Annotated in this window: 21 protein-coding genes; all 21 read left to right on the top strand. The window is 64.8% G+C overall.

From position 1 onward, the window contains the following. Nucleotides 1-7: 7 nt before the first annotated feature. The gene (gene rpoZ, locus LH407_RS00215) at nucleotides 8-265 is read left to right on the top strand and encodes a DNA-directed RNA polymerase subunit omega (protein ID WP_322133296.1); all 258 of its coding nucleotides are present in this window, start codon (nucleotides 8-10) and stop codon (nucleotides 263-265) included. A gap of 23 nt (nucleotides 266-288) precedes the next feature. Beyond that, complete coding sequence (gene coaBC, locus LH407_RS00220; protein ID WP_322133295.1) at nucleotides 289-1,494, top strand: bifunctional phosphopantothenoylcysteine decarboxylase/phosphopantothenate--cysteine ligase CoaBC; 1,206 nt, start codon at nucleotides 289-291, stop codon at nucleotides 1,492-1,494. A gap of 55 nt (nucleotides 1,495-1,549) precedes the next feature. Continuing rightward, on the top strand, nucleotides 1,550-2,746 hold the full coding sequence (gene metK, locus LH407_RS00225; RefSeq protein ID WP_407650665.1) for a methionine adenosyltransferase: 1,197 nt from the start codon (nucleotides 1,550-1,552) through the stop codon (nucleotides 2,744-2,746). 2 nt (nucleotides 2,747-2,748) lie between these two features. Continuing rightward, nucleotides 2,749-4,713, top strand: a complete 1,965-nt coding sequence (locus tag LH407_RS00230) for a primosomal protein N' family DNA-binding protein (protein ID WP_322133294.1) — start codon at nucleotides 2,749-2,751, stop codon at nucleotides 4,711-4,713. A gap of 38 nt (nucleotides 4,714-4,751) precedes the next feature. Continuing rightward, complete coding sequence (gene fmt / locus LH407_RS00235) at nucleotides 4,752-5,675, top strand: methionyl-tRNA formyltransferase (protein WP_322133293.1); 924 nt, start codon at nucleotides 4,752-4,754, stop codon at nucleotides 5,673-5,675. Beyond that, nucleotides 5,627-7,030: an RsmB/NOP family class I SAM-dependent RNA methyltransferase gene (locus LH407_RS00240; RefSeq protein ID WP_322133292.1), complete on the top strand. Its 1,404-nt coding sequence runs from the start codon at nucleotides 5,627-5,629 to the stop codon at nucleotides 7,028-7,030. Before fmt ends, LH407_RS00240 begins: the two co-directional genes overlap by 49 nt. A 2-nt stretch (nucleotides 7,031-7,032) precedes the next feature. Continuing rightward, on the top strand, nucleotides 7,033-7,698 hold the full coding sequence (gene rpe, locus LH407_RS00245) for a ribulose-phosphate 3-epimerase (RefSeq protein WP_322133291.1): 666 nt from the start codon (nucleotides 7,033-7,035) through the stop codon (nucleotides 7,696-7,698). Between the two features lie 12 nt (nucleotides 7,699-7,710). After that, complete coding sequence (locus tag LH407_RS00250; protein ID WP_322133290.1) at nucleotides 7,711-8,085, top strand: FKBP-type peptidyl-prolyl cis-trans isomerase; 375 nt, start codon at nucleotides 7,711-7,713, stop codon at nucleotides 8,083-8,085. Between the two features lie 30 nt (nucleotides 8,086-8,115). After that, the gene (locus tag LH407_RS00255) at nucleotides 8,116-8,379 is read left to right on the top strand and encodes a phosphoribosyl-ATP diphosphatase (RefSeq protein WP_322133289.1); all 264 of its coding nucleotides are present in this window, start codon (nucleotides 8,116-8,118) and stop codon (nucleotides 8,377-8,379) included. Nucleotides 8,380-8,415: 36 nt separating this feature from the next. Beyond that, nucleotides 8,416-9,255, top strand: coding sequence for an ATP phosphoribosyltransferase (gene hisG / locus LH407_RS00260; RefSeq protein WP_322133288.1), 840 nt, complete (start codon nucleotides 8,416-8,418; stop codon nucleotides 9,253-9,255). A gap of 1 nt (nucleotide 9,256) precedes the next feature. Further along, the gene (hisF, locus tag LH407_RS00265) at nucleotides 9,257-10,009 is read left to right on the top strand and encodes an imidazole glycerol phosphate synthase subunit HisF (protein ID WP_322133287.1); all 753 of its coding nucleotides are present in this window, start codon (nucleotides 9,257-9,259) and stop codon (nucleotides 10,007-10,009) included. Next, a complete protein-coding gene (gene hisI / locus LH407_RS00270; RefSeq protein ID WP_322133286.1) occupies nucleotides 10,006-10,392 on the top strand; it encodes a phosphoribosyl-AMP cyclohydrolase in 387 nt (128 codons plus the stop codon). The genes hisF and hisI overlap by 4 nt, the downstream gene beginning before the upstream one ends. After that, nucleotides 10,385-11,905, top strand: a complete 1,521-nt coding sequence (locus tag LH407_RS00275) for an anthranilate synthase component I (RefSeq protein ID WP_322133285.1) — start codon at nucleotides 10,385-10,387, stop codon at nucleotides 11,903-11,905. Before hisI ends, LH407_RS00275 begins: the two co-directional genes overlap by 8 nt. Further along, nucleotides 11,902-12,492, top strand: coding sequence for a Trp biosynthesis-associated membrane protein (locus tag LH407_RS00280; RefSeq protein ID WP_322133284.1), 591 nt, complete (start codon nucleotides 11,902-11,904; stop codon nucleotides 12,490-12,492). The genes LH407_RS00275 and LH407_RS00280 overlap by 4 nt, the downstream gene beginning before the upstream one ends. Nucleotides 12,493-12,523: 31 nt before the next feature. Next, on the top strand, nucleotides 12,524-12,751 hold the full coding sequence (locus LH407_RS00285) for a DUF6704 family protein (RefSeq protein ID WP_322133283.1): 228 nt from the start codon (nucleotides 12,524-12,526) through the stop codon (nucleotides 12,749-12,751). Next, entirely contained in the window at nucleotides 12,752-13,522 is a 771-nt protein-coding gene (gene trpC / locus LH407_RS00290; RefSeq protein ID WP_322133282.1) for an indole-3-glycerol phosphate synthase TrpC, read from the top strand. It abuts the gene before it with no gap. Next, nucleotides 13,519-14,718 (top strand): tryptophan synthase subunit beta, encoded by a 1,200-nt coding sequence (gene trpB, locus LH407_RS00295; RefSeq protein ID WP_322133281.1) that lies wholly within the window; start codon nucleotides 13,519-13,521, stop codon nucleotides 14,716-14,718. Before trpC ends, trpB begins: the two co-directional genes overlap by 4 nt. After that, the gene (gene trpA / locus LH407_RS00300; protein WP_322133280.1) at nucleotides 14,715-15,500 is read left to right on the top strand and encodes a tryptophan synthase subunit alpha; all 786 of its coding nucleotides are present in this window, start codon (nucleotides 14,715-14,717) and stop codon (nucleotides 15,498-15,500) included. Before trpB ends, trpA begins: the two co-directional genes overlap by 4 nt. A gap of 22 nt (nucleotides 15,501-15,522) precedes the next feature. Further along, on the top strand, nucleotides 15,523-16,614 hold the full coding sequence (gene lgt, locus LH407_RS00305) for a prolipoprotein diacylglyceryl transferase (protein WP_407650592.1): 1,092 nt from the start codon (nucleotides 15,523-15,525) through the stop codon (nucleotides 16,612-16,614). A 72-nt stretch (nucleotides 16,615-16,686) separates the two neighbouring features. Further along, nucleotides 16,687-21,261, top strand: a complete 4,575-nt coding sequence (gene gltB, locus LH407_RS00310; RefSeq protein ID WP_322133279.1) for a glutamate synthase large subunit — start codon at nucleotides 16,687-16,689, stop codon at nucleotides 21,259-21,261. Continuing rightward, nucleotides 21,254-22,711, top strand: a complete 1,458-nt coding sequence (locus LH407_RS00315) for a glutamate synthase subunit beta (protein WP_322133278.1) — start codon at nucleotides 21,254-21,256, stop codon at nucleotides 22,709-22,711. The genes gltB and LH407_RS00315 overlap by 8 nt, the downstream gene beginning before the upstream one ends. Nucleotides 22,712-22,741 lie beyond the last annotated feature (30 nt).

The raw sequence follows: 22,741 nt of genomic DNA on the forward strand, positions 1-22,741 counted from the left end.
GTTCGTTATGACCGACAAGCACGCAGGAATCATCGACCCGCCCATCGACGAACTTCTCTCGAAGGTGGACTCGAAGTACCAGCTCGTCATCTTCGCCTCGAAGCGTGCGCGCCAGATCAACGATTACTACGCAGATCTCCACGAGGGCAGCCTCTTCGATAACGTCGGGCCGCTCGTCGACTCGACGATCGAAGACAAGCCGCTCTCGGTGGCTCTTCACGAGATCAACGAGGACAAGCTCGAGCTGAAGCGCCTCTCCGAGTAACCCCGAGCGCTCGAACCGCGTCCGTGTCATCCTCGCTCACCGTCGTTGTCGGCGTGACCGGTGGGATCGCCGCCTACAAGGCTGTATCGGTCGTACGGGCTCTCGTTTTGCGCGGGCACGACGTCCACGTCGTTGCGACCGAGAACGCCCTGAGGTTCGTCGGGCGCCCCACCCTCGAGGCCATCAGTCGCAATCTCGTCCACAGCGATCTCTATGAGGGTGTTGCTGAGGTCAGGCACGTCGCGATCGGGCAGTCGGCCGACCTCATCATCGTGGCGCCCGCGACCGCGAACACGATCGCGAAACTCGCGGGAGGATTCGCCGACGACCTCCTGGGCAACACCATTCTTGCGAGCACGGCACCGCTCGTGATTGCTCCCGCGATGCACACTGAGATGTGGCAAAACCCGGCGACGGTCGCCAACATCGCGACTCTGCGGTCGCGTGGCGTGACCGTTGTTGGTCCGGCATCCGGCCAACTCACGGGCACCGATTCCGGCGCAGGTCGCATGTCCGAGCCTGACGACATCGTTGAGGCGGCCCTCGCCCGCGTCGCGCGTAGCCGGGACTTCGACGGCGTTCGAGTTGTCGTGAGTGCTGGCGGCACACGTGAGCCTCTTGATCCCGTTCGATTCCTCGGCAATCGCTCGAGCGGACGGCAGGGCATCGCCCTGGCCGAAGCCGCACGCGATCGCGGTGCGGATGTGACACTCGTTGCGGCAAATCTCGACGTGCAACCGCCGCAGGGGATGCGGGTCGTTCCCGCCTCAACCGCCAGTGAGCTTCGGGAGATCATGCACGCCGAGTCACGCGACGCGGGTGTTGTGATCATGGCAGCAGCGGTCGCCGATTACCGCCCGGATACGGTCTCCGAGGGCAAGATCAAAAAAGAAGATCGGGGCGACACGCTTCAGCTCACGCTCGTGCGCAACCCCGACATCCTGCGTGGGCTTGTCGAAGCGCGCGCAAACAACCAGATCATTGTGGGTTTCGCCGCGGAGACCGAACGCAATCCTGACGCATTCCTCGACCTCGGCAGAGCCAAGGTTCGTCGCAAAGGTAGCGACCTTCTCGTCCTCAACAGGGTGGGGTGGACCGAGGGCTTTGCAACCTCGGGTAATGAGGTCGTCGTGCTCGATACACGCGGGGATATAGTTGGCGAGGCGAGCGGCTCGAAGCGTGACGTAGCCGATCGCATTCTCGACGCGATCATTCGTCGTCAGCGATGACGGACCGCCTCGACCTCCCGACCGCCTTTCTACCGCCGACGTGCCTGGAGCAATTGTGAGCAAGCCGCTGCGACTCTTCACCTCTGAATCCGTGACGGAGGGGCACCCGGACAAGATCTGTGACCAGGTCAGCGACAGCATCCTCGACGCCCTTCTCGCGGAGGACCCGTTCGCACGTGTCGCCGTCGAGACGCTCGTCACGACCGGCCTCGTTCACGTCGCCGGCGAAGTATCGACGTCCGGTTACGTCGACATCCCGAGCATCGTGCGCGATCGAATCAGCTCCATTGGCTACACGTCTTCCGATGTCTGGTTCGACGGTCGTTCGTGCGGCGTTTCGATCTCCATCGGCGGCCAATCTCCCGACATCGCCATCGGGGTGGATAGTGCCTACGAGGCGCGCGAGCACGCCAGTGAGGACGCCGGTGACGTCCAGGGTGCTGGCGACCAGGGCATCATGTTCGGCTATGCCACCAATGAGACGCCGGAGCTGATGCCACTCCCGATCTGGTTGGCGCACCGGATGGCAGAGCGACTCGCCGAGGTACGTCACACGGGTGTTGTCGATTACCTCCGTCCCGACGGCAAAACGCAGGTCACGATCGGCTACGAGGGCTCGACTCCTCGAACCGTGAACACAGTGGTGCTCTCGACGCAGCATTCGCCGTCGGTGTCCACGCCGGACCTTCGCGCCGCCATGGAGGAGCTTGTCATCCGTCCTGTTCTCGATCGTACTGATCTGGATACACGCGACCTGCGTGTCCTCATCAATCCGACGGGCCGTTTCGAGATCGGCGGACCTCAGGGTGATGCCGGTCTCACTGGCCGGAAGATCATCGTCGACACCTACGGCGGTGCTGCCCGACACGGTGGTGGCGCCTTCAGCGGCAAGGACCCGTCGAAGGTTGACAGATCAGCCGCCTACGCGATGCGGTGGGTCGCGAAGAACGCCGTCGCCGCCGGTTTGGCTGACCGTCTGGAGGTGCAAGTGGCGTACGCGATCGGAACGGCACACCCCGTTGGTCTCTACGTCGAGACGTTCGGCACCGCGCACGTGCCGGAGGAGACCATTATCGCGGCGATCGACGAGGTATTTGATCTCCGGCCCGGCGCCATTATCCGTGAACTCGATCTGCTGCGCCCCATCTACGCGCAGACAGCCACGTATGGGCACTTCGGCCGTGAGCTGCCCGACTTCACGTGGGAGCGTACTGACCGCGTCGAGGCACTGCGCAGCGCATCCGGACTCTGATCGTGTCCGAATCAGCCATCGCCCGCGTGGTGGTCGATTCGCCGCTGCCACAACTTGATCGACTCTTCGACTATTCGATACCCGATGCGCTCGCATCTGAGGTGGTCGCCGGTGTGAGAGTCAAGGTGCCGCTGAGGTCGGCGGGACGCGTTGCCGACGGCCTCGTGGTCGAGGTCGCTGAACGTGGCGGATTCGATGGGCCTCTCAGCGAAATCGACTCCGTCGTGTCCCCGATCCCTGTCTTGACGCCCGAGGTGTGGCGCCTGGCGCGGCAGGCGGCCGATCGAGCAGCAGGCTCGGCCAACGACATTCTTCGCCTGGCGATTCCCGGTCGCCAGGTAAGGGTCGAAAAGACCTTTCTCGGGGCAACAGAATCTGAGCCAATACCCGTCGTGGCAAGCCCGACGGTCCAGCACTACGGCGAGACGATTGATTCGGTTGTGACCGACCGGTCCAGAATCGCGCTGTCCGCCGTGCCGGGAGTTACCGAACTTCGGGACGGTCGGTGGGTGAGGACCTGGGCTGTAACTCTCGCCCAGGCCGCGGCAGCCTGTGTGGCGCGTGGCGACACCGCGATACTGGTCGTGCCTGACTACCGCGATCAGAATCAGGTTGAGGCGGCGCTGGCGCAGTATCTGCCGCCGGAACTCATCATCAGGGCGGATGCCCGGCAATCCAACCCAGACCGTTACAGGGGATTCCTCCGCGGCTTGGGTGACACCGCTCTCGCGGTCGTGGGGAATCGCTCGACGGTATATTTCCCCGCGAAACGCCTTGGACTCATCGCGCTGTGGGATGACGGCGACCCCCTCCACGCCGAACCACTCGCTCCGTATGTTCACGCGCGTGACGCGGCGCTGATCCGCCAGGAGCAACGGGGGTGCGCGCTGATTTTTGCGTCCCACTCGCGTAGTTCCGAAGTGCAACGTTTGGTCGAGCTCGGTTGGTTGATTGCTGTCGATCCTGTCCGGGCCGCGCACCCGAAAGTTGTGCCCACCGCTCATCAGCTCTCCGACGATCCCATGGCTCAGCGAGCGCGCATTCCCTCGCTCGCGTGGCGCACCGCTCGGGAAGCTGTCGCTCACGGCCCCGTCCTCGTGCAGGTCGCTCGACCCGGATACTCGCCGCGCCTCGCGTGTGCCGACTGTGGCCAGACAGCACGCTGTCTGAGGTGTTCTGGCCCGCTCGCTCAACGATCCGCCGGTTCAACACCCTCCTGCAGCTGGTGCGGAATGCTCTCGACTTCGTGGTCGTGTTCGCACTGCGACGGCACGCGACTTCGTTTGGTTGGCGCTGCTGGTTCAACGAGAACAGCGGAGGACCTGGGGCGAGCGTTTCCGGGGGTCAGGGTGATCATCGCCGACGGCGAGCATCCGATAGAACATGTCGGCAGCTCTCCCGCCCTCGTGATCGCCACTCGCGGCGCCGAACCCATCGCAGACGGTGGCTATCGGGCCGTCTTGCTCCTCGACGGCGAGCAGATGATCGCGAGGGAGTCCCTGCGTGTCGCGGAGGATTGCCTGCGGTGGTGGTCGAATGCTGCCGCGCTGGCCGCCCCCGGCGCCGTCTCGGTGCTGAGCGGGGTGGGCGGCGAACTCGCGACCGCGATGGCGACGTGGCGCCAAGCCGATTTCGCCGCGCGTGAACTGAGGGATCGACGGATGCTGCGCTTCCCGCCAGCCGTGCGCGTGGCGACGGTCACGGGAACTCTCGCCGCCGTTGCCGAAGCCATCGCGGACTTGCCGGTCGAGCCTTCAGACGTACTGGGTCCCGTGGATCTCGGCTCAGCCACCGTGCGGTCGATCGTGCGTTTCGACTACTCCGCCGGGTCGGAGATTGCCTCCGCTCTTCGCTCGGAGCTCATCCGTAGTGCATCCGGCCGGCGCAGCGCCGCTCGCGGGGGACGACCCACAACCCCCGCGCTGCGTGTTCGTCTCGACGATCTCGAACCGTTCCTCGAATCGTGATGTCGGGTCGTCAGTCGGGCGTCGGGGAGAATGGAGGGATGCGGATCGTCTTTGCTGGCAGCCCGGCCGCCGCCGTCCCCAGTCTCGAGGCATTGGCTACGTCGAAGCACACGATTCTCGCGGTGATCACACGGGAGGACTCGCCTCAGGGGAGACGGGGCGTGCTCACACCTACCCCGGTTGCAGTTCGTGCGGAGGAACTCGGCTTGCGCGTCATCCGGGCCAATCGTCTCGACGAGCGCGTTCGTGACGAGGTCGCGGCGCTTCGAGCCGATCTCGGCGTTATCGTCGCGTATGGGGGGCTTGTGCGCGAGCCACTGCTCTCCGATCCGGCTCTCGGCTGGATCAACCTGCACTTCTCGGTACTTCCACGCTGGCGTGGAGCAGCGCCCGTGCAAAGGGCGATCATGGCGGGAGACGCCACAACAGGTGCGACGGTGTTCCGTCTTGTTCCCGAACTCGATGCTGGCGACGTGGTGGCGGCGATCGACGAGCCGATCGGCCGCTTCCACACGGCGGGCGCGTTGCTCGAGCGATTGGCGGAGGTCGGTGCAGAGCTCCTCGTACGCAGCGTCGACGGTCTCGAGGACGGAACAGCGGCTTTCCGACCGCAGTCGGGCGACGTGACCTTTGCGCCGAAGCTCACTCTCGAGGACGGTCGAATCGACTGGACACTGCCCGCCGTAAGAGTTCACGACATCATCAGGGGAGTGACGCCGGAGCCAGGAGCCTTCACGGTCATCGACGACGTTCGTGTGAAGATTCTGGAAGCCGCTGTCGCTCATGATGAAATCGCTCCAGCGCCGGGTGTGGTCGAGCTTCGCGGTAAGGCGGTTGTCGTTGGTACCGGCGCCGGCGCGCTCGAGTTAGTCCGCGTGCACCCGGCGGGGCGTAAGGCGATGGATGCCGCGGCATGGTGGCGTGGCATCGACTCCGCCGCGACCGCGGTGAGGGCGTCGTGAGTCGCGGCGGTACTGCGCGTTCTGTCGCGCTCGACGTGATCGTTGCGACCCGAGAGTCCGATGCCTATGCCAACTTGCTCCTGCCCGCCCGGATTTTGTCTGCCGGTCTGTCGTCGGCGGATGCGGGTCTCGCGACGGAGCTCGCTTATGGCACGTTGCGCATGCAGGGTTTTTATGACCGGGTGATCGAGCTGGCCGCCGCCCGCCCCGTGAAGGACATCGACGCGGCTGCCCTGGACGTTCTCAGGCTCGGTTGTCACCAGCTGCTCTCCATGCGTGTCGCCGCACACGCCGCTGTTGGTGAAACCGTGGAGCTTGCTAAGGGACGGGTTTCACGGTCCGCGGTGGGCTTCGTCAACGGTGTCCTCCGCACGGTGAGCAGAACTGACGTGCTCGAGTGGCGCGATCGGGTGATTGCCACCGCTCGCTCGGGCGAGGAGGCACTCGCCTTCGAGCATTCGCATCCTCTGTGGGTGGTCCGTGCGATCCGCCAGGTGCTCACGGCGGAGGGGCGGGAGGCAGAGTTGGAGGGCGCACTCGTCGCCGACAATGTCGCGCCGCGCATCGCGGCGGCCGCGCTTCCCGGTTTTGCTTCTCCCATAGAAATTCCCGGCAGCCGCACCGAATTCTCACCCGTCGGTGTGCGTGTCGATGCCGGAGATCCGGCGCGCGTGCCAGCGATCAAGGATGGCCGCGCGCGCGTGCAGGACGAGGGTTCCCAGCTCGCTGCACTCGCGCTCTCGCGCGCACGGCCCGTCGGCGAAGGCGAGCGCTGGCTGGACATGTGCGCTGGACCGGGTGGCAAAGCCGCGCTCCTGGCCGCCGAAGCTGCTTCCGGCGGCGCGACCCTCACTGCTAACGAGGTTGTTCCTGCTCGGGCCGGACTGGTGCGTAACGCGCTGCGCGCTGTTGATCCGACGATCACCGTTCTTGAGCAGGATGGCAGGATGCTCGGCGAAGAGCACCCCGACACGTTCGACCGCATCCTCCTCGACGCCCCGTGCACGGGCCTTGGTGCCCTCCGTCGGCGTCCCGAGGCGCGCTGGCGCAAGCAGCCGAGCGACGTTGCTGAACTCGGAGCCCTGCAGTCGGCACTCCTCTCGTCCGCGGTCGCTGCGCTGCGTCCTGGCGGCCTTCTGGCCTACGTGACCTGCTCGCCGCACGCTGCCGAGACCAAGGCGATCGTCGCGAGCGCCCTGCGCACGATTCCCGGCCTTTCGACCGTTAATACGCCAGCGGTACTGGAGTCGATCGCTTCGCATCCTCTCGACCTGCCGCCGGGGGAGCATGTGCAATTGTGGCCGCACCGTCACGGCACCGACGCGATGTTCATCCAACTCCTGACGAAAGCCTGATCATGAGCAGAATCAACCCCAGCATCCTCGCCGCGGATTTTGTCAACATGCAGCGGGATCTCGAGCGAATCGCGACCGCCGACTACGTTCACGTCGATGTCATGGACAACCACTTCGTGCCGAATCTCACGTTCGGACCACAGATGGTGGGACGCATCCAGGATGTTTCGCCCATCCCTCTCGACGTCCACCTCATGATCGACGACGTCGACCGGTGGGCGCCCGACTACGCGCGGCTTGGCGCGTTCTCCGTAACCTTTCACGCCGAGGCGACCGAGCACCCGATCGAACTCGCGCGCACCCTCCGGTCGCTCGGAAGCAGGGCCGGTATCGCGGTCAAACCGGGCACCCCGGTTGAGCCATACCTCGACTATCTCGCCGAGTTTGACCAGTTCCTCGTGATGACGGTCGAACCAGGCTTCGGCGGGCAGAGTTTTATGTCTGAGACCATGGCCAAGGTCGAGCGCGTGCGTTCGGCCGTTCGGGACGCTGAGACGGATGTTTGGCTCCAGGTGGACGGCGGAATCGATCGTTCGACCATCGGCATAGCGAAGGCCGCGGGCGCCGACACTTTTGTCGCGGGATCGGCTGTCTTCGGCGCAGGGGAAGCGTCCGAGAACATCGCCGCGCTGAGAGCCGCAGCGCACGATCACCGTCACGATGTCTGATTGACTTGTGTCATGACTGATGCACCCCGGACCAAGCCAGAAGTCGAGTTCTACGAGGGCCCCGAGCCCACAGAACTCGTGATCATCGACATCATCGAGGGAACGGGCGCCGAAGCAAAGCCGGGCGCCACCGTAGACGTGCACTACCTCGGCGTCGATTTCGAGACCGGTGAAGAGTTCGACTCCTCGTGGAGCCGCGGTCAGTCGATTGAGTTCCCGCTCGCGGGCCTGATCAAGGGCTGGCAGGACGGCATCCCGGGGATGAAGGTTGGCGGCCGTCGTCAGCTCATTTGCCCGCCAGCACTCGCGTATGGACCGGCCGGTGGTGGCCACCGCCTCTCCGGACGCACCCTCACCTTCGTTATTGACCTCCTCGGCGTACGCTGAGGCCCCTCGCCGAACCGGTAGCCTTAGCGCGTGAAAAATTTCGACGATCTGTTCGCCGAGCTCTCCGAACGCGCTGAGTCCCGCCCGTCGGGGTCGCGCACGGTCGAGTTGCTCGACGGCGGCGTTCACGCGATCGGCAAAAAGATCGTCGAAGAGGCTGCCGAGGTGTGGATGGCCGCCGAGTACCAGTCGCGGGAAGAGACCGCGGAGGAGATCTCACAACTGCTCTACCACCTGCAAGTCCTCATGGTCGCGAAGGGTCTCACGCCTGCCGATGTCTGGCGACATCTGTAGACCGAGCACCCCACCCGACGACCAGGAGAGACAACCATGCTGAGAATTGCGGTCCCGAACAAGGGATCTTTGAGTGAGACCGCGGCTGAGATGCTGCAAGAGGCCGGTTACACCGGTCGACGTGATCCGCGCGCACTGAGCGCTCTCGACGCACGCAACGATGTCGAGTTTTTTTACCTTCGTCCGCGTGACATCGCGACCTATGTCGGGTCGGGAGCGCTCGACGTCGGTATCACGGGGCGCGACCTGCTGTTGGACTCCCGAAGCGAGGCACAGGAGATCTCGACCCTCGATTTCGGGGAGTCGACTTTCCGTTTTGCGGCAATCCCCGGGCGCTTCACCGAGCTCGCCGATCTTGAGGGGGTTCGTGTCGCGACAAGTTACCCGGGCCTCGTCGGCGACTTCCTGGCCCGTCATGGCGTGTCAGTGACGATGGTCTCGCTCGATGGGGCAGTCGAGTCCGCGGTCAAGCTCGGTGTCGCGGATGCCGTCGCTGATGTTGTGTCGACAGGATCGACACTGCGCGCTCAGGGGCTCGAGATCTTCGGTCCGGTCATCCTGGACTCCACGGCCGTGCTCATCAGCGCGTCACCGCAGTTGCCCGGCATCTCGACTCTTCAGCGCCGCCTGCAGGGTGTGCTCGTCGCTCGCCAGTACGTGCTCGTCGACTATGACGTGCCACGAGAGCACCTCGAAGCGGCAACACGCATCACGCCTGGACTTGAGAGCCCGACCCTTTCGCCACTTCACGACCCGAACTGGGTTGCGGTGCGGTCGATGGTTCCGCGATCCGACGCGAACGATGTCATGGACGCTTTGCACGCCGTCGGGGCCCGCGCGATCCTTGTCAGCGCGATTCACGCTGCGCGGATCTGACGTGGGCGTCGCAGTTCGGGTCATCCCGTGCCTTGACGTCGCCGACGGGCGTGTGGTCAAGGGAGTCAACTTCCTCAATCTCCGGGATGCCGGAGACCCGGTCGAACTCGCTCGCAAGTACTACGAGCAGGGCGCCGATGAGATCACGTTCCTCGACGTGACTGCCACGGTCGACAACCGCGCGACGACCTACGACGTGGTGCGAGCCACGGCCGAGCAAGTGTTCATTCCGCTCACCGTCGGCGGGGGAGTCCGCTCGACCGACGATGTCTCGCGACTGCTCGCGAGCGGTGCCGACAAGGTCGGCGTCAATAGCGCAGCGATTGCCCGCCCGGAACTCATCGGGGAGATCGCCGATCGATTCGGCGCACAGGTTCTCGTTCTGAGCCTCGACGTGCGTCGCTCCGGCGGCCGTTTCATTGTCACCACCCACGGTGGGCGCACCGACACCGATCTCGATGCTCTCGAGTGGGCGGCGGAGGCGATCGAGCGCGGTGCGGGGGAGTTGCTCGTCAACTCGATTGACGCCGACGGAACGAAGGATGGCTTCGATCTCGAACTCGTCACCGCCATGCGCGAGATCAGCTCGGTGCCCGTTGTCGCCAGCGGCGGTGCGGGAGCCGTGGGGGACTTCCTCCCCGCGATAGCGGCGGGTGCCGATGCCGTGCTCGCGGCCTCCGTGTTCCACAATGGAGAACTGACGGTGGGCGAAGTCAAGAGCGCCCTCGGTGAGGCTGGAGTGCTGACACGATGAGCGAGCTAACGCAGGAGACCGTTGGTCCGGTTCTCGACCGAGTTCGATTCGGTTCGGACGGATTGATCCCTGCGATCATCCAAGAGCGTGCGACGCGGGATGTTCTCATGCTCGGCTACATGGACAGGGAGGCCCTCCGGCGCACCCTCACCGAGGGACGTGTGACGTTCTGGAGCCGCAGCCGTCAGGAGTACTGGCGTAAGGGCGACACGAGCGGGAACATCCAGCTGGTGACGGGCGCGGCTCTCGACTGTGATGACGACACGATCCTCGTGACGGTCGATCAGCATGGCGCCGCCTGCCACACGGGTGCCCACGCGTGTTTCGACGTCGATCCGTTGGAGCCCGCCATCGCCGTGAGTCTGGGAGGAACCGATGGATAACACGACCACGCGCGACGACTTCGATTCGCGTGTCGCGGCCGGCCATCGTGTGGTTCCGGTCATCCGCGAGCTGTTTGCCGACAGCGAGACCCCGGTGGGCATCTACCGCAAGCTTGCGCACGGCCGCCCCGGCACTTTCCTCCTCGAATCCGCGGAGCAGGGCGGCATCTGGTCACGGTACTCGTTTGTCGGCGTCTCGACCTTTGGAGTGCTCACCCAGAACGGCAGCGACACCGTATGGCTCGACTACGGGTTGTCGGCCGAACGCGCCCTCGGCGCGACGCCAACCGCGCCGCTCGAGGCGATCGCACACCTCTACGCCCGGTGGTCGACTCCGCGGGTCGACGGGCATCCGCCCTTGACGGGGGGTCTCGTTGGATTCATCGGTTGGGAAGCCATCCGCCAACTCGAGCGACTTCCGGATGCCCCGCCAGCCGAGATACCGATCCCTGGCCAGGCCCTGGGTTTTGTCTCGGAGCTTGTGGTCCTCGATCACCGCAATGGAACGGTGCTCCTCATCGCGACGGCGCTCAACGATGGAACAGAGTCGGGCGATGAGCTCTGGGCGAGTGCTCAAAAGCGGCTCGACGGACTGCAATCCGGCCTTGCAAGCCCGGCGGATGCCTCGTTGGCGATCGTCGACTTCGAGACGATGCCCCAGCCTCAGCTTCGTGTCACGAAGGAGACGTTCTCGGCGGCGATCGAACGATCCAAGCAGCACATCCGCGACGGCGACGTGTTCCAGGTCGTCATCTCGCAGCGCTTCGACCACCCGATGACCGCCGAGCCGCTCGACGTCTACCGAGTGCTGCGAACGCTGAACCCTTCTCCGTACATGTACTACTTGAGCCTCGAGACGCCAGAGGGCGAACCATACGTCATCGTGGGTTCCAGCCCCGAGGCAATGGTCAAGGTGACGGGGGAGCGGGTTTACATGCATCCGATCGCCGGCTCACGCCCGCGAGGACAAACGCCTGAGGCCGATCTCGACCTGTCCGAGGAGCTCCTCGCCGACGACAAGGAGAAGGCCGAGCACCTCATGCTCGTTGATCTGGCACGAAACGACCTGCAAAAAGTGTGCCGTGCCGGATCGGTCGAGGTGACCGAGTTCATGCAGGTGGAGCGTTTCAGCCACATCATGCACCTCGTCTCCTCCGTCGAGGGAGACCTATTGTCGTCCGCCACATCCATCGATGTCTTCAGGGCCACCTTCCCCGCGGGTACGCTCTCCGGCGCACCCAAGCCGCGTGCACTCGAGATCATCGATGATCTCGAACCGGCCCAGCGTGGTGTCTACGGTGGAGTCGTCGGCTACTTCGACTTCGCGGGAGATGCCGACCTCGCGATCGCGATCCGCACGGCGGTCATTGCACGCGGTGTGGCCCATGTTCAGGCCGGCGCTGGGCTCGTCGCCGACTCTGACCCAGAAGCCGAGTACGAAGAATCCCGCAACAAGGCCGCTGCACCCCTCAGAGCCGTCGCAATAGCCAACGCGTTGCACTCAGCACAGTGAGCGCACGCCGACTCAAATACATCACTCTCGCGACGGGTCTCCTCGGCGGTGTTCTCGCGCTCGTCGCGTGGACGCAGGTGTGGTTCACGGTCACGCTTACCGACGACGTGAGCATCCCCATCGCCGGCGATCGCGCTGCGGGGGCCCTTGCGGCGCTTGGTCTCAGCACACTCGCGCTCGTGGGTGCGTTGGCGATTGCAGGACCGATATTCCGCGTGATTCTTGGTGTGCTCGCGGCCGCTCTCGGTGCAGTCATTGGCGTCTCGTCGATTCTCGCCATCGTCGACCCGATCGCGGAGTCCGCCGCCTCGATCTCGGAGCGAACAGGTGTTGCTGGCGATGATTCTCTTCGTGAACTCATCGTGTCGATCGATACGTCAGGGTGGCCGATCGGCGGCGTCATCATCGGGGTACTGATCCTCGCCTTTTCCGGCGCTGTCATTGCGACATCGAGCCAGTGGCCCTCCAGCTCCCGTCGATACAGCGCGACACGGCTCGAGGGGGAGAACGGCGAGTCGCCGAGCGAGCTATGGGATGCCCTCAGCGACGGGAGCGACCCGACGACGACCGATCCTCGTTCCCCCTAGAATTGATGTGCACCTCGACGAACGGAGATCGATGAACGAGACTGACCCCGGCCACGGCAACTCACCGGCTGCCTGGACGGCCGTCGTCATCATGCTGGTCGGTTTTACCATCGGTACGATCGCCTTCTTCTTCGACCTCGCGTGGCTCGTCGTCGCTTCTGCAGGTCTCGTAGTCGTCGGCGCGGTCGTCGGCTGGCTTCTTTCTAAGGCGGGCTACGGCGTCGGTGGCTCCCGCGTTACTCAGAAGGCACACAACTAGGTGCTCGGCGAACTTGTCGCCGGAGCCCTCGCGGATGCTTCGGCGCGTCGTAGCGTGCGCTCGATCGACGACGTGGAGCGCGCGGCACTCGCTGCGCCACCGGCCCTCGATGCCCGTGCAGCACTGGCGCCGCGGAGCTCGGTGCACATCATCGCCGAGGTGAAGCGTGCGAGCCCCTCGCGCGGCGCGCTCGCAAGCATCCCGGACCCGGCAGCCCTCGCGGCGTTGTACGAGCTGGGCGGCGCGAGCGCGATCAGTGTGCTCACGGAGGAGCGGAAGTTCAAGGGTTCGCTCGCCGACCTCGAGGCAGTCCGCGCCGCTGTGTCCCTCCCGGTCCTGCGGAAAGATTTCATCGCCGAGCCGTATCAGGTCTTCGAAGCTCGAGCCGCTGGTGCCGATCTTGTGCTTCTCATTGTCGCCGCGCTCGACCAGCCGACGCTGTCGTCGCTGTTCACGCTCATCAATGAACTGGGTATGACGCCGCTCGTGGAGACTCATTCGGCGGAGGAGCTCGACAGAGCACTCGACCTGGGGGCGGATGTCGTCGGCGTCAATGCGCGCGACCTTTCGACCTTCGAACTCGACAAGAACCTGTTCGGGGAACTCGCAACGGCCATTCCCGAGGGTGTCGTCAAGATCGCGGAGTCCGCCGTCACGTCACCGGATGACGTCGCACACTACCGTCGCGCAGGAGCCGACGTTGTGCTCGTGGGGGAGGCGCTCGTCACCGGGGATCCCGTCGCGACGCTGAAACGATTTTTGGAGCCATGATGTATCGCGATGAACTCGGCCCGTACTTCGGTGACTTCGGGGGGCGTTTTGTTCCCGAGTCGCTTATCGCGGCCCTCGATGAACTAGACGTCGCCTATCGCGACGCAAAGACCGATCCGGTGTTCCAGTCCGAGCTGGCGGCGCTTCACGCCACGTACACGGGTCGACCGTCGATCATCACCGAGGTTCCGCGGTTCGCCGAGCACGCCGGCGGAGCCCGCATCATCCTCAAGCGCGAGGACCTGAACCACACGGGCTCGCACAAGATCAACAATGTTCTCGGTCAGGCTCTTCTCGCCCGGCGCCTTGGCAAGACCCGCCTCATTGCCGAGACCGGCGCGGGCCAGCATGGGGTTGCCACGGCAACCGCCGCGGCCCTCTTCGGTATGTCGTGCGTCGTCTACATGGGTGAGGTCGACACCGAGCGACAGGCACTCAACGTCGCTCGCATGCGTCTGCTCGGGGCCGAGGTCATCCCCGTCAAGACCGGCTCGCGCACACTCAAGGATGCGATCAACGAGGCACTGCGCGATTGGGTCGCCAACGTCGCGGACACTCATTACCTCCTCGGCACCGTCGCCGGCCCGCACCCGTTCCCAGTTATGGTGCGCGACTTCCACAAGATCATCGGTGAAGAAGCTCGTCAGCAAGTCCTCGAGCTCACCGGTCGACTGCCGGATGCCGTTGCCGCCTGTGTTGGCGGTGGCAGCAACGCCATCGGCATCTTCCATGCCTTCCTCGACGATCCCGAGGTCGCGCTGTACGGCTACGAGGCCGCTGGCGACGGGCACCTGACCGAGCGTCACGCTGCGACACTCACCCGTGGCCGCCCCGGCGTTCTCCATGGAGCGAAGAGCTACATGCTGCAGGACGAGGACGGGCAAACGCTCGAGTCGCACTCCATCTCCGCTGGTCTCGACTATCCGGGTGTCGGTCCGGAGCACGCGTGGCTTCACGACATCGGACGAGCGAGCTACCTCCCGGTGACCGATGACGAAGCGATGCAGGCGTTGCGCCTCCTCAGCCGCACCGAGGGGATCATTCCCGCGATCGAGTCGTCGCACGCCCTTGCCGGAGCGCTCACGCTCGGGCGTGAACTCGGGCCGGAGTCGATCATCCTCGTCAATCTCTCCGGTCGCGGAGACAAGGACATGGAAACCGCAGCCACGTACTTCGACATCCTGGATGCCCGATGAGCCGCGTCGCGGACGTCATCGCCGCGCGTCGCGATGCCGGATCGGGGGCGCTCGTCGGCTACCTCCCCGCAGGATTCCCTGACCTCTCGACGAGCATCGACGCCGCTGTGGCCCTCGCGCACAACGGCGTTGATGTCATCGAACTCGGACTTCCGTACTCCGACCCCGTCATGGACGGAACGGTCATTCAGAAGGCAACCCAGACCGCGCTTGCCGGCGGTTTCCGACTGGCCCACGGTTTCGAGGCGGTGCGCCAGATCACGGCGCAGACCGACGTGCCGGTTCTCGTGATGACGTACTGGAATCCCGTGGTCCAGTACGGCGTCGATCGCTTCGCTGACGACCTGCGCGCCGCGGGTGGAGCCGGTCTCATCACGCCGGATCTCATCCCGGATGAGGCGGGCGATTGGCTCGCGGCATCCGACCGCGTCGATCTCGACCGCGTCTTTCTCGCTGCACCGTCGTCCACAGACGAACGACTGCGCCAGTCCGTTGAACTCAGTCGCGGGTTCGTGTACGCGGTCTCCACGATGGGGATCACGGGTGCCAGGAGCGACGTCGATTCGGCCGCGCGCACTCTCGTCGACAGGCTCCGTACGGTCGGGGCGACGTCGACGTGTGTTGGCCTTGGAATCTCAACCGCCGAGCAGGTGCGCGAAGTGCTCGCCTACGCCGATGGCGCCATCGTGGGGTCCGCACTCGTGAGGGCCCTCGCCGACGATGGCGTCGAGGGTGTCGCCCGTGCCGCCGCCGCTCTCTCCGCCGGTACTAGACTCGCGTAGTCCGTACGAAAGGTCTGAAGGTTTGTCGTTCCTGCCGCTCTCCATCCCGAGCCCGCCCGAGGATTGGCGCAGCATCGACTTCGGTCGTTGGCTCGCCTCGACGTTCGGGTGGGAGTTTGCCGAGTCCTGGCGCATTGCGACCTACGCCCTTCTCATCCTCGTCGGCATTGTGCTCGCGACCGCCTGGGTCAACTCCCGACTGAAGGCGCGCGGAGCCGAGCCGGGTGTCGTGCTCGACGTGATCATTTTCGCCGTGCCGCTCGGACTCGTGGGTGCGCGTGCCTACCACGTGCTTACGCACCTCGGCGACTACTTCTACGAGGGCTCGAACCCGTGGAATCCGCTCCAGCCTGGCAGCGTATGGGCGATCTGGGAGGGCGGCAACGCCATCATCGGCTCGCTCATCGGAGGCGCCATCGGTGCCTACATCGGATGCCGCGTCACGGGCCTGCGCTTCTGGACCTTCGCGGATGCCCTTGCCCCCGCCATTCTCCTGGCTCAGGTCATCGGTCGCCTCGGCAACTACGTCAATCACGAGCTCTTCGGTCTGCCGACCGATCTGCCGTGGGGCCTCGAAATCCCGAGCCCCAATCCGGCCATCCCCGTCGGTCTGCCCGAGGGAACTCTCTTCCACCCGACGTTCCTCTACGAGATGATCTGGAACACCGTCGGAATCGTCTTCCTGCTCACGATGGAGCGTCAGTTCCGTCTACAGCGTCGCCGTATTGCGGGCCTCTCGATCGTTGTTCCGGTTGGCGATGCTCAACCTCGACTCCAATGGGGCAAGGTCTGGGCCCTGTACCTCGTCTGGTACGGCGTTGGGCGTGTCATTTTCGAGTCGATTCGGATCGATCCGAGCGAGGTTTTCTTCGGCATCCGCGCCAACGTCTGGGGTGCCTTCGCACTCATCGTCATCGGTGTCGTTCTGTACCTCGTTCAGCGTCGCCGTCACCCGGGTCTCGAGCCGAGCCCGTACGTGCCGGGTCGCGAGTGGGTCCCGGGGGGTGCTGTAGACTCGGACGAGACCTATTCGGACTCCGACGACCCCAGCGACGAGGCTGCGACGGAGCCTGAGTTGGCCGCCACAAGCGGATCACAAACCCCGACCTCCTAATCCCACGGAGGCCGTTCACCCCTTGGGCCGCCGACGTCCCGCATTTCCAGCACCATCGTGAGGACGGTAGCCATGGCTCTCACGCCAGTTTTCGAGCGTTTCAGCTCCACGCCAGCAGCAACAGGTTTGTACGACCCGCGCAATGAGCGCGATGCGTGCGGCCTCGCCATGGTCGCGACGCTGCGCGGTACCGCCGGTCACGACATCATCGACACGGCACTCGGTGCCCTCCGCAACCTCGAGCACCGTGGAGCTGTCGGCTCCGACGCTGGCACCGGCGACGGAGCTGGTATCAACACGCAGATTCCGGATGCTTTCCTCCGGGCGGTCGTTGACTTCGAGCTCCCGGCCGCTGGTCGCTACGCCGTCGGTATGGCCTTCCTGCCGACCGACGCGACCGAGCGCGACGAGATCAAGGCGGGTGTTGCCCGTCTCGCCGAGTCCGAGAGCCTGCGTGTGCTCGGCTGGCGCGAGGTTCCCGTGGACCCAACACAGCTGGGCAACCTCGCACGCGCGGCGATGCCGGCCTTCGAGCAGTTGTTTGTGCAATCGACCCGCGAGACAGGCAAGGGCACGGCATCCGGTCTCGAACTGGAGCGCCAGGTCTTCCGGCTCCGCAAGCGTGCGGAGCACGAACTGCACGTCTACTTCCCGTCGCTCTCGTCGCGCACGCTCGTCTACAAGGGCATGGTCACGACTCTCCAACTCGAGCCGTTCTATCCCGACCTGTCTGATGAGCGCTTCGTTTCGAAGCTCGCCCTCGTGCACTCGCGGTATTCGACCAACACGTTCCCGTCGTGGCCGCTCGCCCAGCCGTTCCGCATGATTGCGCACAACGGTGAGATCAACACCGTTCAGGGCAACCGCAACTGGATGCGGGCGCGCCAGTCGCAGCTCGAGAGCGAGGTGCTCGGGGACATCCGGTCGATCCTCCCTATCAACACCCCTGGCGCGAGTGACTCTGCCTCGTTCGATGAGGTCGTGGAGTTGCTCAATCTCGCTGGCCGCAGCTTGCCGCACGCGATGATGATGATGGTCCCGGAAGCGTGGGAGAACCAGGCAGACATCGACCCCACCAAACGAGCCTTCTACGAGTACCACTCGATGCTCATGGAGCCGTGGGATGGTCCGGCCGCACTCGTCTTCACCGACGGCTCGCTCGTCGGCGCGACCCTCGACCGCAATGGACTTCGCCCCGGTCGCTATCTCGTCACCGACGACGGCCTTGTGGTGCTCGCCAGTGAGATCGGCGTTTTCGATGTCGAACCGAGCAAGGTCGTGCGTAAGGGTCGACTCCGCCCGGGCAAGATGTTCCTCGTCGACACGGCAGAAGGCCGAATCATCGAGGACGATGAGGTCAAGGCTGAGCTCGCCGGCTCGCAGCCGTGGGGTGAATGGCTCGAAGAGGGCAGGATCGCCCTGCGCGACCTACCCGAACGCGAGCACATTGTGCACACGCCGGCCTCGGTCGTCCGTCGGCAGCGCACGTTCGGATACACCGAAGAAGAGGTGCGCATCCTCATCGCGCCGATGGCGAAAAACGCAGCAGAGCCTCTCGGCGCCATGGGGTCTGACACCCCGATCGCGGTGCTGTCCGACCGGCCGCGGCTGCTGTTCGACTACTTCACTCAGCAGTTCGCCCAGGTGACCAACCCGCCGCTCGACTCCATCCGCGAAGAGGTTGTGACGTCGATGGCCCTGGGGCTCGGCCCTGAGCGCAACTTGCTCAGTGCAACACCCGAGCACGCCCATCAGGTCGCACTCGAGTTCCCCGTCATCGACAACGATGAACTCGCGAAGATCCAGCACATCGACACCACTCCGGGCAGCACCCGTTCGGCGACGATCAAGGGTCTCTATCGCGCGGACAAGGGGCCCAAGGCTCTCGAGAAGCGCCTCACCCAGATGTGCGCCGAAGTCGATGAGGCCATTCGCGCGGGTGCCGAGTACATCGTGCTCTCGGACCGTGATTCCAACAAGGATCTCGCGCCGATCCCGTCGCTGCTGATGCTGGCCGCCGTCCACCACCACCTCATTCGCGCAGAGACACGAATGAAGGTCGGACTCATCGTCGAGGCCGGCGACGTGCGTGAGGTTCACCACGTTGCGCTTCTGATCGGTTACGGCGCATCGGCGATCAACCCGTACCTCGCCATGGAAACGGCGGAAGAGCTCGTCCGCAGCGGAATGATCCAGGGGCTCACACCGCAGAAGGCTGTCGCGAACCTGATCAAGGCGCTTGGCAAGGGTGTGCTCAAGATCATGTCCAAGATGGGCATTTCGGTCGTGAGCTCGTACGCGGGCGCCCAGGCATTCGAAGCGGTCGGGCTGTCACAGGAGTTCGTCGACCAGTACTTCACGGGAACGTCGAGTCTCCTCGGCGGTGTCGGCATCGACGTGATCGCTCAGGAGAACGCCGCGCGTCACGCTGCCGCTTACCCGGAAGACGGGGCGACCCACGCGCACGAGCGGCTCTCTATCGGTGGTGAGTACCAGTGGCGCCGTGAAGGACCGCCCCACCTGTTCAATCCCGAAACGGTGTTCCGACTCCAGCACGCGACACGGTCGCGTCGGTACGACATCTTCCGTGACTACACAAAGCTCGTGGATGACCAGGCCGAGTCACTCATGACCCTTCGCGGCCTGTTCGGCCTGCGCACTGGCGTTCGGCCGCGCGTGCCGATCGACGAAGTGGAGTCGGTCGAGTCGATCGTCAAGCGCTTCAACACGGGAGCGATGAGCTACGGTTCGATCAGCAAGGAGTCCCACGAGACCCTCGCGATCGCCATGAACCGGCTCGGTGGCCGCTCGAACACGGGTGAGGGCGGCGAAGACGTCGATCGGCTTCTCGACCCGGAGCGGCGTTCGGCCATCAAGCAGGTCGCCTCCGGTCGGTTCGGTGTTACGAGCATGTACTTGACCCACGCCACGGACATCCAGATCAAAATGGCGCAGGGCGCCAAGCCCGGTGAGGGTGGTCAGCTTCCTGCCGGCAAGGTGTATCCCTGGATCGCGCGCACGCGCCACGGCACGGCTGGTGTCGGGCTCATCTCGCCGCCCCCGCACCACGACATCTATTCGATCGAAGATCTCAAGCAGTTGATCTTCGACCTCAAGCGCTCGAACCCCGAGGCTCGAGTGCACGTCAAGCTCGTGAGCCAGTCCGGTATCGGTGCTGTTGCCGCGGGTGTGACCAAGGCGAAGGCCGATGTTGTGCTCGTGTCGGGTCACGACGGTGGAACGGGCGCGAGCCCGCTCAACTCGCTCAAGCACGCCGGAACGCCGTGGGAATTGGGCCTCGCCGAGACTCAGCAGACGCTCATGCTCAACGGCATGCGCGACCGTGTTGTCGTCCAGGTCGACGGCCAGATGAAGACCGGTCGCGACGTCATTGTCGCAGCCCTTCTGGGGGCGGAGGAATACGGATTCTCCACCGCTCCGCTCGTTGTCTCCGGTTGCATCATGATGCGTGTGTGTCATCTCGACACGTGTCCCGTAGGAGTTGCCACTCAGAACCCCGAGTTGCGGGCTCGCTACACGGGCAAGCCTGAGTTTGTGATCAACTTCTTCGAGTTCCTCGCACAAGAAGTTCGGGAGTACCTGTCGGAGCTCGGTTTCCGCTCCCTCGACGAAGCCATCGGTCACACCGAGTTGCTCGACGTCGATCGCGCCATCGAGCACTGGAAGGCGGACGGTCTCGACCTCGAGCCTGTTCTCGTGGGTCCGTCCTTCGAGGATGACGAGCCACGAATCAACGCGACATCGCAAGACCATGAGCTCGACGAGCACTTCGACCGTGAGCTCATCCGCCTCGCGGGATCGACCCTGGATCACGGCGAGAAGGTCGTCATCGAGCTTCCGATCCGTAACACCGAGCGTGCCGTCGGCACAATGCTCGGCCACGAGGTCACACGTCGTTTCGGCGAAAACGGCCTGCCCAGTGGCACGATCGAGGTCCGTCTCACGGGAACGGCCGGTCAATCGCTCGGTGCCTTCATGCCGTCCGGGATCACGTTGCGCCTCGAGGGCGACAGCAACGACTACGTCGGCAAGGGTCTGTGCGGCGGTGAGATTGTCATCCGTCCACACCGCGACAGCGTTTTCGCCGCCGAGCGCAACGTCATCGCGGGCAACGTGATCGGCTACGGCGCCACTCAGGGATCCATGTTCCTTCGCGGCATCGTTGGCGAGCGCTTCCTCGTGCGTAATTCCGGTGCCACCGCAGTCGTCGAAGGTGTTGGCGACCACGCGCTCGAGTACATGACGGGTGGACTCGCCGTGATTCTCGGCGGAACAGGACGCAACCTGGGCGCTGGCATGTCCGGCGGCACCGCCTACATCCACGACCTGCGTCCCGAGCGCGTCAATCGCGAATCACTCTCGTCCGGTGAGCTCGAACTGCTGCCCCTCGGAAGCGGCGACAGGGAGATCCTGCGTGACCTCCTGGAGCGTCACGTCGACGAGACCGACTCCGCAGTCGCCGCGCGACTGCTCGAGAACTTCGAAGACGCTGTCTCGCGCTTCACCAAGGTGTTGCCGCGCGACTACGCCGCTGTTCTCGCAACCCGACAGACTGCAATCGAAGAAGGTCTGGACCCCGACGGCGACGTCGTGTGGGGACGGATCATGGAGGTGACCGGTGGCTGACCCGAAGGGCTTCCTCAAGGTACAAGAGCGCGAGCTTCCCAAGCGTCGCCCCGTCAGCCTCAGGCTGATGGACTGGAAAGAGGTCTACGAGCAGCAGGATCCGTCGCAGCTGCGCCGTCAGGCCGGACGCTGCATGGACTGCGGTATCCCGTTCTGCCATCAGGGCTGTCCGCTCGGCAACCTGATCCCCGAATGGAATGACCTCACGTGGCGTGGCGAGAATGCCCAGGCCATCGAGCGGCTCCATGCGACCAACAACTTCCCTGAGTTCACGGGAAGGCTTTGCCCCGCGCCGTGCGAAAGCGCGTGTGTTCTCGGAATCAACCAGCCCGCCGTCACGATCAAGCAGGTCGAGGTCTCGATCATCGACCAGGCGTTCGCGAACGGCCTCGTGACGCCGCATCCGCCCGAGCGTCTCACGGGCAAGACCGTCGCCGTTGTCGGCTCTGGTCCTGCGGGTTTGGCCGCTGCGCAGCAGCTCACGCGCGCGGGCCACACCGTGGCCGTGTACGAGCGGGATGACCGCATCGGCGGTCTTCTTCGCTACGGCATCCCGGACTTCAAGATGGAAAAGAAGCACATCGAGGCGCGTCTCGCACAGATGCAGGCCGAGGGAACACGTTTCCGTGCCGGCGTCGAGATCGGTGTCGACATCTCGTGGTCCGACCTCCGTTCGCGATATGACGCAGTCGTCATCGCGACGGGCGCTATGGTGCCGCGCGACCTTCCGATTCCCGGTCGCGATCTCCTCGGAGTGCATTTCGCCATGGAGTACCTCGTCCAGGCGAACAAGGTCGGCGCCGGGGATTCGGTTCCGGACCAGATCACCGCGGAGGGCAAGCACGTCGTTGTCCTCGGTGGTGGCGACACTGGCGCGGACTGCATTGGAACGGCGCACCGACAGGGCGCACTCTCGGTGACGAACCTCGCCATCGGCACGCAGCCCCCGTCGGAGCGACCCGACAACCAGCCATGGCCCATGACGCCGACACTCTTCGAAGTCTCCAGCGCGCACGAGGAGGGCGGTGAGCGCATGTACCTCGCGTCGACCGTCGAGTTCCTCCGCAACGATGCCGGCGAGGTTCGCGGTGTCCGTGTCGCGGAGACAGAGTACGTCGATGGACGCCGCGTGCCGAAGTCCGGCACCGAGCGTGAAATCCCCGCCGACCTTGTGCTCCTCGCACTCGGATTCACGGGGCCCGAGTCGCACACTCTGTCGGAGCAGCTCCCCGTACCGTTTGAAGAGCGCGGCAACATCGAGCGCGATGGTGACTACCAGACCAGCGAGCCAGGCGTCTTCGTCGCGGGCGACGCGGGTCGCGGTCAGTCCCTCATCGTCTGGGCCATTGCCGAGGGTCGGGCTGCGGCATCCGCCGTCGACCGCTACCTTGAAGGGGAGACGAGTTTGCCGTTCCCGGTGCGCCCGACGGATCGGGCGATCTCCCTCTAAGCATGCGCGGGCGTGCCCGCACGATTGCTA

The organism is Antiquaquibacter oligotrophicus, assembly GCF_020535405.1.
In the GTDB taxonomy this organism is placed as follows: domain Bacteria; phylum Actinomycetota; class Actinomycetes; order Actinomycetales; family Microbacteriaceae; genus Rhodoglobus; species Rhodoglobus oligotrophicus.

Bases quoted from the DNA above. Each gene is read 5' to 3' on its own strand.
- rpoZ (WP_322133296.1), top strand. From the start codon at position 8: ATGACCGACAAGCACGCAGGAATCATCGACCCGCCCATCGACGAACTT.
- fmt (WP_322133293.1), top strand. From the start codon at position 4,752: ATGCGGATCGTCTTTGCTGGCAGCCCGGCCGCCGCCGTCCCCAGTCTC.
- LH407_RS00240 (WP_322133292.1), top strand. From the start codon at position 5,627: ATGGTGGCGTGGCATCGACTCCGCCGCGACCGCGGTGAGGGCGTCGTG.
- rpe (WP_322133291.1), top strand. From the start codon at position 7,033: ATGAGCAGAATCAACCCCAGCATCCTCGCCGCGGATTTTGTCAACATG.
- LH407_RS00250 (WP_322133290.1), top strand. From the start codon at position 7,711: ATGACTGATGCACCCCGGACCAAGCCAGAAGTCGAGTTCTACGAGGGC.
- hisG (WP_322133288.1), top strand. From the start codon at position 8,416: ATGCTGAGAATTGCGGTCCCGAACAAGGGATCTTTGAGTGAGACCGCG.
- hisI (WP_322133286.1), top strand. From the start codon at position 10,006: ATGAGCGAGCTAACGCAGGAGACCGTTGGTCCGGTTCTCGACCGAGTT.
- LH407_RS00275 (WP_322133285.1), top strand. From the start codon at position 10,385: ATGGATAACACGACCACGCGCGACGACTTCGATTCGCGTGTCGCGGCC.
- LH407_RS00285 (WP_322133283.1), top strand. From the start codon at position 12,524: ATGAACGAGACTGACCCCGGCCACGGCAACTCACCGGCTGCCTGGACG.
- trpB (WP_322133281.1), top strand. From the start codon at position 13,519: ATGATGTATCGCGATGAACTCGGCCCGTACTTCGGTGACTTCGGGGGG.
- trpA (WP_322133280.1), top strand. From the start codon at position 14,715: ATGAGCCGCGTCGCGGACGTCATCGCCGCGCGTCGCGATGCCGGATCG.
- gltB (WP_322133279.1), top strand. From the start codon at position 16,687: ATGGCTCTCACGCCAGTTTTCGAGCGTTTCAGCTCCACGCCAGCAGCA.